Source organism: Streptomyces griseosporeus, from assembly GCF_014656055.1.
Classification (GTDB): Bacteria; Actinomycetota; Actinomycetes; order Streptomycetales; family Streptomycetaceae; genus Streptomyces; species Streptomyces griseosporeus.
Window position 1 is genome coordinate 684,022 of sequence record NZ_BNBR01000001.1, and the last position, 15,929, is coordinate 699,950.

Here is a 15,929-nt window from a genome sequence, read left to right on the forward strand (position 1 = left end):
GTATTGCGCGAAGGCCGCCGTAATTTGACAGCGCGTCAATCAGAATTGCGGCGCGGATTCCCGCCGGGCCGCACCCGGCGGTATCCCGTGGCGTTACCGGAGGGACCGGGCCGAAAGGAAAGGGGTCAGTGCCCGGCGACGGGATGCGGGGCGTAGGGCTCCTGCAGTTCCTCGATCTCCTTCTCGGTGAGCCGGAGTTCGACGGCGGCCACCGCGTCGTCGATGTGGTGCGGCTTGGACGCGCCGATGATCGGGGCGGTCACGGTGTCCTGGTGCAGCAGCCAGGCGAGCGCCACCCGGGCGCGCGGCACACCGCGGTCCTGCGCGATACGGGTGACGGCCTCCACGACGGCCCGGTCGCCCTCCTGGTAGAGGGTGCTGCCGAAGGCGTCGGTGGCGCTGCGGCCGGTGGCCGTGCCCCAGTCCCGGGTGAGCCGACCGCGCGCCAGCGGGCTCCAGGGCAGTACGCCCACGCCCTGGTCGGCGCAGAGGGGCAGCATCTCGCGCTCCTCCTCGCGGTAGAGGAGGTTGTAGTGGTTCTGCATGGAGACGAACCTGGTCCAGCCGTGCAGCTCGGCCGTGTACTGCATCTTGGAGAACTGCCAGGCGTACATCGAACTGGCGCCGATGTAGCGCACCTTGCCCGCTTTCACCAGGTCGTGCAGGGCCTCCATCGTCTCCTCGACCGGGGTGTGCGGGTCGAAGCGGTGGATCTGGTACAGGTCGACGTAGTCGGTGCCGAGCCGGGTGAGGCTGTGGTCGATCTCGGTCATGATCGCCTTGCGGGAGAGCCCGCCGCCGTTGGGGCCGGGCCGCATCCGGCCGTGCACCTTGGTCGCGAGGACGATCTCGTCGCGGCGGGCGAAGTCGGCGAGGGCCCGGCCGACGATCTCCTCGCTGGTGCCGTCGGAGTAGACGTTGGCGGTGTCGAAGAAGGTGATGCCGGCCTCCAGCGCCTGCCGGATCAGCGGGCGGGACGCCTCCTCGTCGAGGGTCCACTCGTGCGCGCCCCGGTCCGGCACGCCGTAGGTCATGCAGCCCAGACAGATCCGTGAGACGTCCAGACCGGTCGAACCGAGCTTCACGTACTGCATCGTTGCTGCTCCTGCCGTTGTCGGTTGCAGTCGGAGCCTATGCGGTGGCGCGCGCCACGCAGGGCGCGCGGTTCAGTGGTCCTCGATCAGGTCCAGCGCCCGCTCCCAGTCGAACTCCGGTCGTACGCCGTGCTCGTCGGGCTCGCCGGAGTGGCGGGCGGCGAAGCGGACACCCATGCCGCGCAGGCGAGCCAGGCTGTCGCGGTAGGCGGGGTGGACGGCGAGGGCGTCGGCCACGCAGGGCAGCGCGGCGACGGGAACGCCGAGGCCGCTCGCCTCGCAGAGGGTGGCCACGGCCAGGGTGTCGGCGAGGCCCTGCGCCCACTTGTTGAGAGTGTTGAAGGTCGCGGGCGCCACCACCACGGCGTCGGGCGGCGGGAAGGGCCGCGGGTCGCCGGGGCGGCGCCAGGCCGAGCGGATCGGCCGCCCGGTCAGCGCCTCGACGCCGGCGGTGTCGAAGAAGCCGTCCAGGGCGGTGGGCGTGGCGAGGACGCCTACCTCCCAGTCGCGTTCCTGCGCGGCGCTGATCAGCTTGCTGACGCCGGCGGCGACGCCGGCCGCGCACACGACGACGTACAGGAAGGGGGCGCCCCGGGATGCGGTGCCTTCTCGGTCCGTGGGTCCGGTCATCCGTCGCACCCTACTGAAGCGGGAAGGAGCGCCCCCGCTCGGCCTCGGGGCGCGGCCCGTGGATGCGGCGCTCGCTCTCCTCGATGGGCACGTCGTTGATGCTGGCCTCCCGCCGGGTCATCAGGCCGTGCTCGTCGAACTCCCACAGCTCGTTGCCGTACGAGCGCCACCACCGGCCGTCGGCGTCGCGGGACTCGTACTGGAAGCGGACCGCGATGCGGTTGCCGTCGAACGCCCACAGGTCCTTGCGCAGGGCGTAGTCGTGCTCGCGTGCCCATTTGGCGGTGAGGAAGGCGACGATCTCGGCGCGGCCGGTGAGGAAGGTGTCGCGGTTGCGCCACACGGAGTCCTCGGAGTAGGCGAGGGCGACCTTGTGCGGGTCGCGGGTGTTCCAGGCGTCCTCGGCGGCCTGGACCTTGCGCGCCGCGGTCTCGCGGGTGAAGGGCGGCAGGGGCGGGCGGTCGGCCATGGCGGTCCTCCGGGGGCGGCGGAAGCGGAGAACGTGCGTTCTCCGTCTGCCCGCTAAGGTAGGAGAACGAACGTTCTCAGGTCAAGGAGCGAGTCGAGGAGTGAGGGTCCATGGACAGCGCCGCCGCCCGTGAACAGGCTCTGGACGCCGCCGAGCGGCTGTTCTACGGGCGGGGGGTGAAGTCGGTCGGCATGGACGACGTCCGCACCGCCTCCGGGGTCTCGCTCAAGCGGCTCTACCAGCTGTTCCCGGCGAAGGAACAGCTGGTCGTGGCGTATCTGGAACGGCGGGACGCGCGCTGGCGCGGGCAGCTGGCCGCGCACGTGGCCCGGCAGGGCGAGCCGCGTGAGCGGATCCTCGCGGTGTTCGACTGGCTGCGGGAGTGGTTCGCCGAGGAGGGCTTCCGCGGGTGCGCCTGGATCAACGCGTACGGCGAGCTGGGCGCCACCTCGGCCGCCGTCGCGGACCGGGTACGGGCGCACAAGCAGGCCTTCCGCGACTACCTCGGCACGCTGGTGGCGGACGCGGGCCTGCCCGCCCGGATGGCCGGGCACCTGTTCCTGCTCGCCGAGGGGGCCATGGTCACCGCGGGCGTCACGGGCCGCCCCGACCCGGCCGGCGAGGCCCGCGAGGCGGCACGGGCGCTGCTGGCCGCCGAGCGGTGAGTCCCGTGAGCGCGCCGGTGCCGTGCTGGTCCTCACGGCTCAGGGAACCGTCGGTGCGTGACAGCGCGGCCTGCGCGATGCCGGCGCAGCCCGCGGCGACGCGCCCGGCTCGGCCGGCGGCCCCCTGATGCCGGGCCGGCCCTCAGTCGTCCCGCGGTGCCACCGTGATCGCCCCCACCGGGCAGGCCCGCGCCGCCTCCCGGGTCATCGGGTCGGCGGTGGGGTCCTCGTGGGCGGGGCGGAGGGTGCTGTAGCCCTCGTCGTCCTGGGTGAAGACGGCCGGGGCGGCGAGGGCGCACTGGCCGGCGCCGATGCAGATGTCCCGGTCGATGGCGATGCGCGTGCCGGTGTCCATGGGGTGCGGCCTCCTACCAGGTCACGGGGAGTTCCAGCATCCCCTGGATGGTGTCGCCCGGCTTGAAGGGGATCTCCTCGGCCGGGGCGGCCAGGCGCAGGCCGGGCAGGCGCTCGAAGAGGGTGCGCAGGGCGATCTCCAGTTCGGCGCGGGCCAGGTTCTGGCCGAGGCACTGGTGGATGCCGAAGCCGAAGGCCACGTGGTGGCGGGCCGGGCGGTGGAAGTCCAGGGTGTCCGGGCCGGGGTAGACGGTGTCGTCGCGGTTGATGACGGAGGTCGCGAACAGCACCCCCTCGCCGGCCCGGATCACCGTTCCGTCCACCTCGATGTCCTCGGTGGCGAGCCGCAGCAGTCCGTCGGCGATCGACAGCATCCGCATCAGCTCCTCGACGGCCGCCGGCACCAGGCCGGGGTCCCGGCGCAGCTCGGCCAGCCGCTCGGGGTGCCGCAGCAGCGTGAACGTGCCGAGGGAGATCATGTTGGCGGTCGTCTCGTGGCCCGCGACCAGCAGGATGACCGCCAGCGCGACGAGTTCCTCACGGTCCAGGGCGCCCTCGCGCAGCTGCTCGTGGACGAGGTCGTCGAGGACGCCGTCGCCGCGCCGCCCGTCCCGCTTGCCGTCGATCAGCGCGCCGAGGTACTCCTCCAGCCGGTCCCGGGCCGCGGTCGTGTCCTCGGCGGTCGGGCCGCGCAGCAGCCGCCGGGACTGCTCCTCGAAGAACTCGTGGTCGGCGTACGGCACGCCCAGCAGGGCGCAGATCACCATCGAGGGCACCGGCAGCGCGAACGCGGCGACCAGGTCCGCGGGCGGGCCCTGGGCGATCATCGCGTCGAGGCGTTCGTCGACGACGCGCTGGATGTCGGACCGCAGGGCGGTGGCGCGCTGGAGGGTGAAGCGGGGGACGAGCATGCGCCGCTGGGTGCGGTGCTCGGGGTCGTCGACGCCGAGCAGGGCGACCCGGCGCCGGCGGACCGCGTCGAAGCGGGCGGTGGGGACCGGGAAGCGGGGGTGGGTGCGGTCGGCCGACAGACGGGGGTCGGCGAGCAGGGCGCGGGCCGCGGCGTGGCCGGTGACCAGCCAGGCGGGGCGGCCGTCGAAGAGGGTGACACGGGCCAGGGGCCGGGCCGTGCGCAAGGGGTCGTAGGCGGCGGGCGGGTGGTAGGGGCAGGTGCGGTCCTGCGGGAAGGCGACGGGGGCGGCCGGGTGCGTCGCGGATGCGGGCGGAGGCGTCGTGGGGGCGGACGGGTGCGTCAGAGGAGACTCCGTCATGGGAAGACCTCGCAGAGGAAGAGTGCGTTCCGTCCGCCATTAGATGCCTTGGGCACCTATGGGGCGACGCGCAGTTCGGCCAGATCGGTGGCGGGGCCCTTCTGGCCGAAGTCCGCCGCCCCGGGGCCGTACGACCGCTTCGGCGGCAGGCGCGGTACGGCTCCCGTGGCCGGGGCAGCGCCGGGGGTGGCGGGATGGTGACGCCGTACCTGATCACCGGTCGGCCGGATCACGCGACGATGCCGGCTCACCGCTGCCGCGGCGGGCCACCCCGGGAGCGTCTCGGCGGCCGGCGCGGAAGAACGCGTAGAAAAATCTGTGCCCGGCGCGCATGGACCGCCGCGCGCCGGGCACCTCACTGTCAGGCCCCGCCGCGTTCCCCCGTCGCGGCGGGGCTTTCGTATGACTCGCGGGCCGCGCTGTCGGTGATGTCGAGGAAGATCTGCGCCGCCTCCGGCACCTGCTCGGCGATGTCCCGCTTGATGCGCACGGCGACCTCCTCGACCCGTTCGCTGTCCAGGCCGGGCATCAGGTCGATCCGCGCTGCCACCAGCGCCGCGTCCAGGCCGGTCTTCATGGTGAACAGGGCCTCCACGCTGTCGATCTCCGGCTGGGCGGCGAGCACCTCCCGGATCCGGCGGTCGGCCTCGGGGTCGGCGGCCTCGCCGATCAGCTGGTCGCGGGCCTCCCGGCCGAGCCGGTAGGCGACGTAGACGAGCAGCGCGCCGATGGCGAGCGAGGCGGAGGCCTCGTATACGACCTGGCCGGTCACCATGTGCAGGGCCATTCCCACCATGGCCAGGGTGACACCGAGCACCGCCGTGCCGTCCTCGGCGACGACCGTGCGCAGGGCCGGGTCGCGCAGCCCGCCCGCGCCGCCCTGCCGGTGCACCTGGTGCACCGCCCGCGCCAGCGAGGCGCCCTCGGCGAGCAGGGCGACGCCGAGCACGACGAGGCCCGCCACATAGCCGCCGAACTCCTCCTCGGCACCGCCGTGCAGGGCCTCGAAGCCCTGGAAGAAGGAGAAGCAGCCGCCCATGACGAAGATGCCGACGGCGGCCAGCAGCGACCAGAAGAACCGCTCCTTGCCGTAGCCGAAGGGATGGCGGCGGTCGGCGGGGCGGCGGCTGCGGCGCAGGGCGGCCAGCAGGAAGACCTCGTTGAGGCTGTCGGCGACCGAGTGGGCGGCCTCCGACAGCAGTGCCGGCGAGTGGGCGAGAAGGCCGCCGACGGCCTTGGCGACCGCGATGACCAGGTTGGCGGCGAGCGCCACCAGCACGGTGACGCGTGTCCTGCGGTCGGCCGGGTCCGTGCCGCTTTCGTGTGCTCCGGTTGCCTCCCCTTCCGGCGGCGGGTCCTGCGGCGCGTCCCGTCGCGTGTCCTGTGGCGCGGCCTCTGCGGCGTCTGGCCGCGTGCTCGGCTGCTTGCCGCTGTTCTGCTTGCTGCTCGCTTGGGTGCTCTGCTGGATGCGTGTACCGCTCACCTCCGCCGACTGCCCGCGACGTGCGCGATCACACCGTGCGGCCGGGCAAAAACGGGGAACCCGGCCGGACACACCCCGTCATGGAGGAGGGAGCCGGGCATGGGCCGTGACGACGGCACGGGCGAGGGCAACAGCGCCTACGGCAGGACGGCGTTCACCCGGTCCAAGAGCCATTTCGCCGACCGGATCACCGCCGACGGACGTGACGGCTGGCCGGTGGAGGCGGGTCGGTACCGGCTGGTGGTCAGCCGGGCCTGCCCCTGGGCGAGCCGCGCGGTGATCTCGCGGCGGCTGCTCGGGCTGGAGGACGCGCTGTCGCTGGCGGTCGCCGACCCTGTCCAGGACGACCGCAGCTGGCGGTTCACCCTGGACCCGGACGGCCGCGACCCGGTCCTCGGCATCCGCTTCCTCAGCGAGGCCTACGACCGGCGGGAGACCGGATATCCCGGCGGGGTGAGCGTGCCGGCGGTCGTGGACGTGCCGAGCGGCAAGCTCGTCACCAACGACTACCAGCGGATCACCCTGGACCTGGCCACCGAGTGGTCGGCGCTGCACCGCGAGGGCGCGCCCGACCTGTACCCGTCGGCGCTGCGCGAGGAGATCGACGAGGTGGCGGCGGCGGTGTACGAGGACGTCAACAACGGGGTATACCGGGCCGGGTTCGCCACCGGGCAGGCGGAGTACGAGGCCGCCTGCGCCGGTGTGTTCCGGCGGCTGGAGTGGCTCGCGGACCGGCTGGAGCGGCAGCGCTACCTGGTCGGCGACACGATCACCGAGGCGGACATCCGGCTGTTCACCACGCTGGTCAGGTTCGACGCGGTCTACCACGGGCACTTCAAGTGCAACCGCTGGAAGCTGACGGAGAACCAGGTCCTGTGGGCGTACGCGCGGGACCTCTTCCAGACGCCGGGCTTCGGCGACACGGTCGACTTCGACCACATCAAGCGGCACTACTACCAGGTGCACACCGGTATCAATCCGACGCGGATCGTCCCGCTGGGGCCGGATCTCGCGGGCTGGCACGCGCCGCACGGCCGGGAGCGGCTGGGCGGGCGGCCGTTCGGGGACGGCACGCCCCCGGGGCCGGTGCCTCCTCGGGAGGCGGTTCCGTCCGCTGGGCGGGCATGATCGTGACAGTGCGTCCGGACGAACGAGTGTGCAGAACAGGAGATCCCGTGGCCAAGAAGAAGAAACTGTCCCTCGCCTACCAGCCGGTCGGGTTCGTGCTCGGCTGGGCGGGTGGTGCGCTGGGCGGGATGGCCTTCCGCAAGCTCTGGAAGGCCATCCGTGACGAGGACGACGCGCCCGACGCGCTCGACCCGGACCGCGGCTGGGGCGAGATCCTGCTGGCCGCCGCGATCCAGGGGGCGATCTTCGCGGTGGTGCGCAGTGCGGTGGACCGTACGGGCGCCAAGGCGATCGCCCGCTCGACGGGTGTGTGGCCGGCGAAGGAGAAGGGCGGCCGGGACTGAGCCGCCCCTTGGCACCCGCCCCGCCGGCCCTCACCCGCGTTTGGGGGCCGGCGGCGGTGTGCGGCGCAGGGTGAAGGAGTGTCCGGCCGGGTCGGCGAACCCGCGCTCCTCGTACGGCCCCGGGGCGTCCTTGGCCTCCAGCGGCCGGCCCCCGAGGCTCACGACCCGGCGTTCGGCCGCGTCCAGGTCCTCGACGAGGAAGTCGAGGTGGACCTGGAGGGAGTTCTCGGGCCGGGGCCAGCTGGGCGGGGTGGCGTTGGTGTCGCGGCGCAGGGCGATGCGGGTGCCGCCGGCGGCGCGCAGCTCCACCCGGTTGGCGGACACCACCGTGTCCTCGGCGTCCAGCAACTGCTTGTAGAACTCGGCGAGTTTCTCGGGTTCGGCGCAGTCGAGCACGACGACGCCGGCTGTCACGAGGGGCATGTCTCCTCCGCGGGCGATGGGACCGGGGCGGGGTGAATTCCCGCCCCGGTCCTTGCGGTTACCCCGGATTCAGCCGGCCACCAGCCACTTGCCGTCCCGCATCAGCTCGCGCCCCTCGAGTTCACCGGACTCCCGCCAGGCTTGGACGCGGTGCGGGTGGACGTAGAAGTACAGGTAGGGCGTGGACAGTTCACGCGGGTCGAAGCCGGCCCTGGCGGCGAAGATCTCGGCGTCCTCCTCGGCCAGGTCGGCCGGGGCCACGGCGGTGGCCGTGCCCTCGATCATGACGACGTCGCGGGTCTCACCGATGCCGAGGCGGACGGCCCGGGTGGTCCGCAGGTTGCGACAGGTCGGGCTGTCGGCCGGGGTGGCGATCAGCAGGACGGCACCGTCCCAGACGAAGGAGAGCGGGACGAGGTAGGGGGCGCCGCCGTGCTCGGCCGCGGTGGCGACCCAGGCGTCGACGTCGTGCTCCAGACGGTGCAGGGTGTCGCGTTTGCGCTCTTTCGGCGTTCGGGCGGGGATTGCGCTCATCCTCCCAGTCTGACGGCCGTTCCCCTGCGGAGGCGGGGATCCGCGCCGGGCGACGCCGAAGGTTTGCGGGGGCCGCTCACGCGGATGCATCCGAGGCCGGGTCGCCGGCCGCCCGCTCCCCCGGCACCCCCCTCAGCGCACCGGCCGAAACGTGCGCCGATACGCCTGGGGGGACACCCCGATCGTCGCGTGCAGGTGCTGTCGCAGTGACGCGCCCGTGGCGAAGCCGACCGCGCCGGCGATCTGGTCGACGGACAGGTCGCTGGACTCCAGCAGGTGGCGGGCGCGGGCGACGCGCTGCTGGATGAGCCAGCGGCCGGGGCTGACGCCGACCTCGTCGTGGAAGCGGCGGGCGAAGGTGCGCAGGCTCATCCGGGCGTGGCCGGCCAGGTCGGCGAGGGCGAGCGGCTCGTCCAGGCGCTGCAGGGCCCAGGCGCGGGTGGCGGCGGTGCTCGCGGCGCCGGGCTCGGGCACGGGCTGCTCGATGTACTGGGCCTGGCCGCCGTCCCGGAACGGCGGCACCACGCAGCAGCGGGCGACCGCGTTGGCGAGCCGGGTGCCGTGGTCCTCGCGGATCAGGTGCAGCAGGACGTCCACGCCGGAGGCCGCGCCCGCCGAGGTCAGCACGCGGCCGTCCGCGACGAACAGCACGTCCGGGTCGAGGGGGATGTGCGGGTACCGGCTGCGGAAGAGGTCCGCGAGCTGCCAGTGGGTGGTCGCCCGGTGGCCGTCGAGCAGTCCGGCCGCGGCGAGCACGAAGGCGCCGGTGCAGATGGAGACGATCCGGGCGTCGGGGCGGATGCGGGCGAGCGCGGCGCCGACCGTCCCGGGCAGCTCGGCGGGGAGCCGGGAGGGGTCGATCGCCGCGACGATCACCGTGTCGGCGGTGGCCAGGGCCTCGGGGCCGTGCTCGACGGTGATGGTGAAGTCGGTGCTGGTGCGCACCGGGCCGCCGTCGGCCGTGCAGGTCAGGACCTCGTAGTGGCCGTCGGCGGCGCCGAGGATACGGCTGGGCATGCCCAGTTCGAAGGGGTAGACCCCGTCGAGGGCGAGGACGACGACACGCTCGGGTTGCATGGCACGATCCTATCGGATGTTGGCCTTCATGCCATTTCCCGGCCGGCCGGACTCCGGCAGGCTGGTCGACCATGAACGATGTGAAGACGATGCGTGCCATCGGCCAGGACGTCCTCGGCGGTCCCGAGGTGCTGAAGGAGATCGAGCTGGAGCGGCCCGCGCCGCGCCCCAACGAGGTACTGGTGCGGGTGCGCGCCGCGGGCGTGAACCCGACGGACTGGAAGCACCGGGCCACCGGTGGCTTCCTGGGGCAGCCGCCGTTCGTGCTCGGCTGGGACGTCTCCGGCGTGGTGGAGGCCGTCGGGATCGGCGTGGCCCGTCTCGCGCCCGGTGACGAGGTCTTCGGGATGCTGCCGTACCCCTTCGGCCACGGCTCGCACGCCGAGTACGTCACCGGTCCGGCCCGCGCCTTCGCCCACAAGCCGGCCTCGGTCGACCACATCCAGGCGGGCGCGCTGCCGCTGGTGTCGCTGACGGCGTGGCAGGCGCTGGTGGAGACGGCGGACGTGCGGCCCGGGCAGCGGGTGCTGATCCACGCGGCGGCCGGGGGCGTCGGCCATGTGGCCGTGCAGATCGCCAAGGCCCGCGGCGCTCATGTCATCGGGACGGCCAGCTCGGGCAAGCACGCGTTCCTGCGCTCGATCGGCGCCGACGAGACGATCGACTACCGGGAGACGGACTTCGCCGAGGCGGTGAAGGACGTCGACGTGGTGCTGGACACGCTCGGCGAGGAGACGTCGGTGCGGTCGCTGCGGGTGCTGCGGCCGGGCGGGATCGTCGTGTCGATCCTGCCGGTGGGGTCGGACGAGTTCCACCAGGAGGCCGAGCGGCTCGGCGTGCGCGCGGTGCGCATGCTCGTCGACGCCTCGCACAGCGGTCTGCGGCAGATCGCCGAACTGGTGGAGGCGGGCAGGCTGCGTGCGGAGATCGCCGGGACCTTCCCGCTGGCCGAGGCCGCGGAGGCGCACCGGCTCGGCGACACGGGGCGCACGACGGGCAAGCTGGTGCTGACCGTCGACTGAGACCGGCCCCGCCGACCGACTCGTACCGCTTCGCTCACGACACAAAAAAAGTCGGTCGCAAATCGACGACATATGTCAATCGAACATGCTCAAATTCACTCGCCCGAGGGTAACTTGCAGGGCGGGGAACGATCTGGGCTCCCCTCCCCCACAGCGGCTGGAGGCGATGTCGTCGTGCAGCACGAACCCGCAGCGCGCAGTCCGCATCTGCGCACACGTCAGGCGGGCGGGTACACGGTGCTGGAGTTCGCCGGCGAGATCGACATCCTCGCCGCGGCCGAGATCCAGCCCCGGCTGGACGAGGTGACGGCGGGCCCCGGGCCGCGGGTCGTGATCGACCTGACGGACGTCGAGTTCTTCGACTGCTCGGGGCTGCGCCTGCTCTACCGCGCCCGGCGCCGGGTGCTGGACCACGGCGGCCGCATCCACCTGGTGTGCACCCACCCGCTGACGCTGCGCGTGCTGCGCCTGACCGGGCTGCACAAGCTGCTGCCGCCGTGCTCCACCCTGGAGGCGGCCCTCGGCCGGCCCGAGGCCGCCTCCGGCACCTTATGACCGCCGCCCCCGGGAAAACCTGTTGCGCCCCGCCACCCCGGACGGGCCATGATGGCCCGGTCCACGTCCCCTCGGTTCAGGAGCACCCGGATGCGCCGACTCCTCGGAATCACCCAGCCCGCCCACCGGCTCACGGTTCCCGAGGACTCGACCCCGTATGCACACCCTGAACATCGGCATTCTCGCCCATGTCGACGCCGGTAAGACCAGCCTGACCGAGCGGCTGCTCTTCGACCACGGCGCGATCGACCGGCTCGGCAGCGTCGACGCCGGCGACACCCGCACCGACGACGGTGCGATCGAGCGGCAGCGCGGCATCACCGTCCGGTCCGCGGTCGCCGCGTTCACCGCGCACGGCACCCAGATCAACCTCATCGACACACCCGGCCACTCCGACTTCATCGCCGAGGTGGAGCGCGCCCTCCAGGTACTGGACGGGGCCGTGCTGCTGCTGTCCGCGGTGGAGGGCGTCCAGGCGCAGACCCGGGTGCTGATGCGAACCCTGCGCCGGCTCGGGCTGCCCACGCTGGTCTTCGTCAACAAGATCGACCGGCCCGGCGCCCGCGCCGACGAACTGCTCGCGGACATCCGGCGCCGCCTCACCCCGCACGTCGCCCCGCTGACCGGCGTCACCGGCATCGGCACGCCTGAGGCCCGGGTGCACCGGCGCCCGCCGGACGCCACCGCGGCCGAGGCGCTCGCCGAGGTGGACCCGGGCATCCTGGCCGCCCTGGTCGACGGGCCGCCGCCGGACCGGGCCGCGCTTCAGGCCGCGCTCGCCGCGCGCACCGCCGACGGCTCCTTCCACCCGGTGTACTTCGGCTCCGCCCTCGGCGGCCAGGGCGTCGCCGAGCTGGTCGAGGGCATCGTCCGGACCGTCCCGGCGGGCTCCGTCCGGAGCCCCTCGCCCGAGCCGTCCGGGCGGCACCGCGGCCCGCGCGGCACGGTGTTCGCCGTACGACCGGGCCCCGGCGGACAGCGCACGGCCTATCTGCGCCTGTACGACGGTGAGGTGACGCAGCGTCAGCGGCTGACGTTCCTGCGCCGGGAGGCCGACGGCCGCACCACCGAGGTCGCCGGCCGGGTGGGCCGCCTGGAGGTGATGGGCCGGCCGGGGCCGCTGACCGGCGGCAACATCGCGGCGCTGGGCGGGATCCCGGGCCTGCGCGTCGGCGACCGGCTGGGTGAACTCACCGACCGGGCGCCGCAGTTCGCACCGCCCACACTGCAGACCCTGGTCCGCGCGCGGCGCCCGGAGCAGGCGGCGCCGCTCAGGTCGGCGCTGCTGGCCCTCGCCGACCAGGACCCGCTGATGCACGCCCGGCCGGCCGCGGCGGGGGCGACCTCGCTGCTGCTGTACGGGGAGGTGCAGATGGAGGTGCTGGCGGCCACGCTCGCCCAGGACTTCGGCATCGACGCCGCGTTCGAGCCGGGCCGGGTGCGGCTCCTGGAGCGCCCGGCCGGCATCGGTGAGGCCTCGGAGGAGATGCCGTGGCTGGACCGCACCCGGTACTGGGCGACGGTCGGGCTGCGCGTCGAGCCGGGTCCCGTCGGCTCCGGTGGCGTCTTCGCCTACGAGACGGAACTGGGGGCGCTGCCGCGCGCGTTCCACCAGGCGATCGAGGAGACCGTGCACACGACGATGCTGTCGGGTCCGCACGGCTGGGAGGTCACCGACTACCGCGTCACCCTGACCCGCTCCGGCTTCTCCTCGCCGGTGAGCACCGCGGCCGACTTCCGCGGGCTCACGCCGGTCGTGCTGCGGCGGGCACTGGAGCGGGCGGGCACCCGGGTGTACGAGCCGTACCACTCCTTCGAGGCGGAGGTGCCGCCGGACGCGCTCGCGCCCGTCACCTCGCTGCTCGCCTCGCTGGGCGCCGAGATCAAGGAGACGACGGGCGGCACCGCGTCCTGGGTGATCGCCGGTGAGCTGCCCGCCCGGCAGGTCCGGCGGGCCGGGCTGCGGCTGCCGGGCCTCACCCGCGGCGAGGGCGTGTGGTGGTCCCGGCCCTCCGGCGACCGGCCGGCCCGCTGACGCCAACCCGCTTGTCTGATCGGGGATTTGGCGGGCATCCGAAGAGGCAGGAAGGAGGACCGTCGCCATGACGACTTCCCTCGGACGCCTGCGGCGGATGCCCGGCTGGACGAAGGTCGTGGCCGCGCTCGTGCTGGTGCTCGTCGTCTTCTTCGCCGGGATCCGGTTGAGCGTGCTGCCCGGCCTGAAGGACCTGTTCGGGACGGAGACCCGGGATCGGTCGGGGCCCGCGCTGCTGCAGTCGATCCAGGACATGAGCCGCTACGACGCCGCCTCGGGCAACTTCCATGTGGTGGTGGACCTGGAGAAGGACGCCCGGTTCCTGCCGGACGCCGTGCGCGGCACCCGCACCCTGTACGTCGGGGCGGGCACCGTGGACGCCTACGTCGACCTCGGCCAGGTCGGCGAGGACGATGTGACGGTCGACGAGGACCGCACCACGGCCACGCTGCGCCTGCCGCACGCGCGGCTCGGGAAGCCGGCCCTCGACCCCGACCGCTCCTACGCCGTCTCCAAGCAGCGCGGCCTGCTGGACCGGCTCGGCGATCTGTTCTCCGACAACCCCAACAGTGAACAGGCCGTGCAGAAGCTGGCGGTGCGGCACATCGGGGAGGCGGCGAAGGAGAGCGGGCTGACCGCGCGCGCCGAACGCAACACCACCGGCATGCTCACCGGGCTGCTGCGCTCGCTCGGCTTCACCCGTGTGACGGTGACATACGCCTGATCAGCCGCCCAGCACGCCCGGCAGGGCCAGCGCGCCGAGTACCGCCGCGCCGACCAGCAGCCAGGCCACGTAGTCCCCGACGTGCCCGGACTGCAGACGGCGCAGCGGCAGCGCCCGGTCGGGCGCGGACAGCAGGGCGGGACGGGTGACGGCCAGCGCGGCGAGACCGGTGGCGAGCAGCGCCGAGAGCAGGCCGAGCAGCACCCCGGCCCGCGTCCAGTGCACGGCGACGCGGACCCCGCCGGAGCCGGCCGTGTTGACGGCGTCCGCGACCACGCCCGCGAAGCCGGGGGCGGCGCCGGCGGCCACTGCGGCGGCCAGCAGCACCGCGGGGACGGCCGTCATCGTGTCGGGGACCCGGGTGAGGCGCTGCCGGGTCTCGGGCCGCTCGCCGGAGCCGGTGGTCTCGTACGCGGCGCTCTCCCGCGGCTTCGGGCCGAGCCCGAGGAAGACGCGGGCGGCGACCCGCAGCACCGCGCCCGCGGTGACCGCGGAGACGGCGACGTAGAGCGCGGTGAACGGGCCGCCGACCGCTTCCTCGGTGACGGCCTTGCCGAGCGCGGTGCCGAAGGGCGGCAGCCCGGCGAGGCCCAGGGCGGCGAGCGCGAACATCGCCGCCACGCCCTTCAGCGCGCGGGCCCGGCCGTGCAGGACGTGCTCGTCGAGGGAGCCGTAGCGGTCGAGGAGGATTCCGGCCAGGGCGAACAGGGCGGCCTTCACGCCCGCGTGGCCGAGGACGTACAGCGCGGTCCCGTCGTCGGCCTCCGGCTTCAGAACGCCGATGCCGACGAGGAAGAGCCCGGTGTGGGCCACCGTCGAGTAGGCCAGCAGTCGTTTGATGTGCCGCTGGTACCAGCACATGACGGCGCCGACGGCCGCGGTCAGCGCGCCGAGGACGAGGAGCGCCCGCTGCGCGTCGGGCGCGGGGACCCCGCCGGGGCCGGCGAACACGGTGCCGTACACCCGCCACACCCCGTACACGCCGAGTTCGACCATGACGCCGGAGAGCAGCATGCACACCGGGGTCGGGGCGACGGCGTGCGCGTCGGGCAGCCAGAAGTGGAAGGGCACCGCGGCGGACTTGACCAGCAGCCCGGTCAGCACCAGCACGAAGGCGGCGAGGACGAGCGCGTCCGGGGCGCCGTGCGCGTCCAGGGCTCGGCCGATCCGTGTCATGGCCAGTTCGCCGGTACGGCCGTACAGCAGGCCGATGCCCATCAGCAGGGCGTACGCGCCGAGGGAGTTGACGACGGCGAAGGTCAGCGCGCCCTGCACGGCGCGGGGTTCGTCGATGCGGTAGCCGGTGAGCGCGTAGGCGACGACGCTCATCAGCTCGAAGTAGACGAACGCGTTGAACAGGTCGCCGGCGATGGCGAAGCCGCACATGCCGGCCTGGAAGAGCAGCATCAGCGCGGGGAAGGAGCCGGCGTGCCGGCGCGGCGGTTCGTCGAAGTAGTGCCAGGAGTAGACGAGCGCGGCCAGGGTCAGCAGGGAGGCGAGGGCGGCCATGCCGAGGCCGGGGCCGTCGCCGAGGACGACGATGCCGACGCTGAAGCCGTCGACGGGCCTCCAGCCGCCCACCCATTCGACCATCGGCGGCGACGAGTTCAGCAGCAGGACCAGGGCGAGAGCGGCGGTGCCGCCGGAGACCGCGCAGGCGACGGTCTCGGCGGCCGGGCGGGGCAGCCGACGGCCCCCGGCGACCAGCAGGCCCGCCCCGAGCAGGGGTACGGCGACGAGCAGCGGGATCAGGTGGTGCATCAGCCGCGCAGCTCGCCGAGTTCGTCGGGGTCGACCGTGCCGTGCCGCTTGGCGACCTGCACGACCAGGGCGAGCAGCAGCGCGGTGACGGTGGCGCCGACGACGACGTCGGTGAGGGCGAGGGCCTGCACGACCGGGTCGACGACGGGGCGCGTGCCGGGCTTGAGGTCGGAGAAGACGGGCGCGGTGCCGCCGTCGCGGTAGCCGACGGCGAGCAGCAGCACGTAGGTGCCGGCCTGGCAGACGCTGAGGCAGCCGACGGCGTGGATCAGGTTGCGGCTGGTGGCCAGGCCGTAGCAGCCGGCCAGGAAGACCCAGCCGGCGACCAGGTACGGCAGGACGTCCATGACGGAACTCACC

Annotated in this window: 19 protein-coding genes; 7 read left to right on the forward strand and 12 right to left on the reverse strand. The window is 73.6% G+C overall.

All coding sequences use genetic code 11. The features are described 5' to 3' along the window. Nucleotides 1–125 precede the first annotated feature (125 nt). From IE308_RS03050 to IE308_RS03060, 3 genes are all read right to left on the reverse strand, one after another. Nucleotides 126–1,094 (reverse strand): aldo/keto reductase, encoded by a 969-nt coding sequence (locus tag IE308_RS03050; RefSeq protein ID WP_190216461.1) that lies wholly within the window; start codon nt 1,092–1,094, stop codon nt 126–128. Between the two features lie 72 nt (nt 1,095–1,166). Next, nucleotides 1,167–1,724: a flavoprotein gene (locus IE308_RS03055; protein WP_190216462.1), complete on the reverse strand. Its 558-nt coding sequence runs from the start codon at nt 1,722–1,724 to the stop codon at nt 1,167–1,169. A 10-nt stretch (nt 1,725–1,734) separates the two neighbouring features. Next, nucleotides 1,735–2,193: a nuclear transport factor 2 family protein gene (locus IE308_RS03060; protein WP_110634552.1), complete on the reverse strand. Its 459-nt coding sequence runs from the start codon at nt 2,191–2,193 to the stop codon at nt 1,735–1,737. A gap of 110 nt (nt 2,194–2,303) precedes the next feature. Between IE308_RS03060 and IE308_RS03065 the strand changes: the two genes are divergently transcribed. Continuing rightward, entirely contained in the window at nt 2,304–2,858 is a 555-nt protein-coding gene (locus tag IE308_RS03065; RefSeq protein WP_190216463.1) for a TetR/AcrR family transcriptional regulator, read from the forward strand. 142 nt (nt 2,859–3,000) lie between these two features. Here the strand turns inward: IE308_RS03065 and IE308_RS03070 are convergent, their stop codons facing one another. The 4 genes from IE308_RS03070 to IE308_RS03085 all read right to left on the reverse strand — a co-directional run bounded on the left by IE308_RS03070 (nt 3,001) and on the right by IE308_RS03085 (nt 5,762). Continuing rightward, the gene (locus IE308_RS03070) at nt 3,001–3,213 is read right to left on the reverse strand and encodes a ferredoxin (RefSeq protein ID WP_190216464.1); all 213 of its coding nucleotides are present in this window, start codon (nt 3,211–3,213) and stop codon (nt 3,001–3,003) included. Between the two features lie 13 nt (nt 3,214–3,226). Then, on the reverse strand, nt 3,227–4,483 hold the full coding sequence (locus IE308_RS03075) for a cytochrome P450 (RefSeq protein ID WP_190216465.1): 1,257 nt from the start codon (nt 4,481–4,483) through the stop codon (nt 3,227–3,229). A 56-nt stretch (nt 4,484–4,539) separates the two neighbouring features. Continuing rightward, complete coding sequence (locus IE308_RS03080) at nt 4,540–4,716, reverse strand: hypothetical protein (protein WP_190216466.1); 177 nt, start codon at nt 4,714–4,716, stop codon at nt 4,540–4,542. 128 nt (nt 4,717–4,844) lie between these two features. Beyond that, on the reverse strand, nt 4,845–5,762 hold the full coding sequence (locus IE308_RS03085; protein ID WP_190217345.1) for a cation diffusion facilitator family transporter: 918 nt from the start codon (nt 5,760–5,762) through the stop codon (nt 4,845–4,847). 303 nt (nt 5,763–6,065) lie between these two features. On the opposite strand from IE308_RS03085, the gene IE308_RS03090 reads away from it, so the two are divergent. Beyond that, on the forward strand, nt 6,066–7,094 hold the full coding sequence (locus IE308_RS03090) for a glutathione S-transferase family protein (protein ID WP_190216467.1): 1,029 nt from the start codon (nt 6,066–6,068) through the stop codon (nt 7,092–7,094). Nucleotides 7,095–7,141: 47 nt separating this feature from the next. Then, nucleotides 7,142–7,438: a DUF4235 domain-containing protein gene (locus IE308_RS03095; RefSeq protein ID WP_110634535.1), complete on the forward strand. Its 297-nt coding sequence runs from the start codon at nt 7,142–7,144 to the stop codon at nt 7,436–7,438. A gap of 30 nt (nt 7,439–7,468) precedes the next feature. On the opposite strand, the gene IE308_RS03100 is transcribed toward IE308_RS03095, so the two are convergent. From IE308_RS03100 to IE308_RS03110, 3 genes are all read right to left on the reverse strand, one after another. Next, nucleotides 7,469–7,861 (reverse strand): VOC family protein, encoded by a 393-nt coding sequence (locus tag IE308_RS03100; protein WP_190216468.1) that lies wholly within the window; start codon nt 7,859–7,861, stop codon nt 7,469–7,471. Between the two features lie 69 nt (nt 7,862–7,930). After that, a complete protein-coding gene (locus tag IE308_RS03105) occupies nt 7,931–8,395 on the reverse strand; it encodes a pyridoxamine 5'-phosphate oxidase family protein (RefSeq protein WP_190216469.1) in 465 nt (154 codons plus the stop codon). A 132-nt stretch (nt 8,396–8,527) separates the two neighbouring features. After that, nucleotides 8,528–9,472 (reverse strand): GlxA family transcriptional regulator, encoded by a 945-nt coding sequence (locus IE308_RS03110; RefSeq protein WP_190216470.1) that lies wholly within the window; start codon nt 9,470–9,472, stop codon nt 8,528–8,530. A 71-nt stretch (nt 9,473–9,543) separates the two neighbouring features. Between IE308_RS03110 and IE308_RS03115 the strand changes: the two genes are divergently transcribed. From IE308_RS03115 to IE308_RS03130, 4 genes are all read left to right on the forward strand, one after another. Continuing rightward, nucleotides 9,544–10,494, forward strand: coding sequence for an NADP-dependent oxidoreductase (locus tag IE308_RS03115; RefSeq protein WP_190216471.1), 951 nt, complete (start codon nt 9,544–9,546; stop codon nt 10,492–10,494). A gap of 174 nt (nt 10,495–10,668) precedes the next feature. After that, a complete protein-coding gene (locus tag IE308_RS03120) occupies nt 10,669–11,049 on the forward strand; it encodes an anti-sigma factor antagonist (RefSeq protein WP_229908681.1) in 381 nt (126 codons plus the stop codon). A 157-nt stretch (nt 11,050–11,206) separates the two neighbouring features. Then, on the forward strand, nt 11,207–13,084 hold the full coding sequence (otr(A), locus tag IE308_RS03125) for a tetracycline resistance ribosomal protection protein Otr(A) (protein WP_190216473.1): 1,878 nt from the start codon (nt 11,207–11,209) through the stop codon (nt 13,082–13,084). 67 nt (nt 13,085–13,151) lie between these two features. Beyond that, nucleotides 13,152–13,808: a DUF4230 domain-containing protein gene (locus tag IE308_RS03130; RefSeq protein ID WP_190216474.1), complete on the forward strand. Its 657-nt coding sequence runs from the start codon at nt 13,152–13,154 to the stop codon at nt 13,806–13,808. On the opposite strand, the gene IE308_RS03135 is transcribed toward IE308_RS03130, so the two are convergent. Both IE308_RS03135 and IE308_RS03140 read right to left on the reverse strand, forming a co-directional pair. After that, entirely contained in the window at nt 13,809–15,569 is a 1,761-nt protein-coding gene (locus tag IE308_RS03135) for a complex I subunit 5 family protein (protein WP_190216475.1), read from the reverse strand. After that, entirely contained in the window at nt 15,569–15,916 is a 348-nt protein-coding gene (locus IE308_RS03140) for a sodium:proton antiporter (protein WP_190217346.1), read from the reverse strand. Before IE308_RS03140 ends, IE308_RS03135 begins: the two co-directional genes overlap by 1 nt. Nucleotides 15,917–15,929: the final 13 nt, after the last annotated feature.

Excerpts from the sequence above, each read along its gene's own strand:
- IE308_RS03050 (WP_190216461.1), bottom strand. The coding sequence starts at position 1,094 with ATGCAGTACGTGAAGCTCGGTTCGACCGGTCTGGACGTCTCACGGATC.
- IE308_RS03055 (WP_190216462.1), bottom strand. The coding sequence starts at position 1,724 with ATGACCGGACCCACGGACCGAGAAGGCACCGCATCCCGGGGCGCCCCC.
- IE308_RS03060 (WP_110634552.1), bottom strand. The coding sequence starts at position 2,193 with ATGGCCGACCGCCCGCCCCTGCCGCCCTTCACCCGCGAGACCGCGGCG.
- IE308_RS03065 (WP_190216463.1), top strand. The coding sequence starts at position 2,304 with ATGGACAGCGCCGCCGCCCGTGAACAGGCTCTGGACGCCGCCGAGCGG.
- IE308_RS03070 (WP_190216464.1), bottom strand. The coding sequence starts at position 3,213 with ATGGACACCGGCACGCGCATCGCCATCGACCGGGACATCTGCATCGGC.
- IE308_RS03075 (WP_190216465.1), bottom strand. The coding sequence starts at position 4,483 with ATGACGGAGTCTCCTCTGACGCACCCGTCCGCCCCCACGACGCCTCCG.
- IE308_RS03090 (WP_190216467.1), top strand. The coding sequence starts at position 6,066 with ATGGGCCGTGACGACGGCACGGGCGAGGGCAACAGCGCCTACGGCAGG.
- IE308_RS03100 (WP_190216468.1), bottom strand. The coding sequence starts at position 7,861 with ATGCCCCTCGTGACAGCCGGCGTCGTCGTGCTCGACTGCGCCGAACCC.
- IE308_RS03105 (WP_190216469.1), bottom strand. The coding sequence starts at position 8,395 with ATGAGCGCAATCCCCGCCCGAACGCCGAAAGAGCGCAAACGCGACACC.
- IE308_RS03110 (WP_190216470.1), bottom strand. The coding sequence starts at position 9,472 with ATGCAACCCGAGCGTGTCGTCGTCCTCGCCCTCGACGGGGTCTACCCC.
- IE308_RS03115 (WP_190216471.1), top strand. The coding sequence starts at position 9,544 with ATGAACGATGTGAAGACGATGCGTGCCATCGGCCAGGACGTCCTCGGC.
- IE308_RS03130 (WP_190216474.1), top strand. The coding sequence starts at position 13,152 with ATGACGACTTCCCTCGGACGCCTGCGGCGGATGCCCGGCTGGACGAAG.
- IE308_RS03135 (WP_190216475.1), bottom strand. The coding sequence starts at position 15,569 with ATGCACCACCTGATCCCGCTGCTCGTCGCCGTACCCCTGCTCGGGGCG.
- IE308_RS03140 (WP_190217346.1), bottom strand. The coding sequence starts at position 15,916 with ATGGACGTCCTGCCGTACCTGGTCGCCGGCTGGGTCTTCCTGGCCGGC.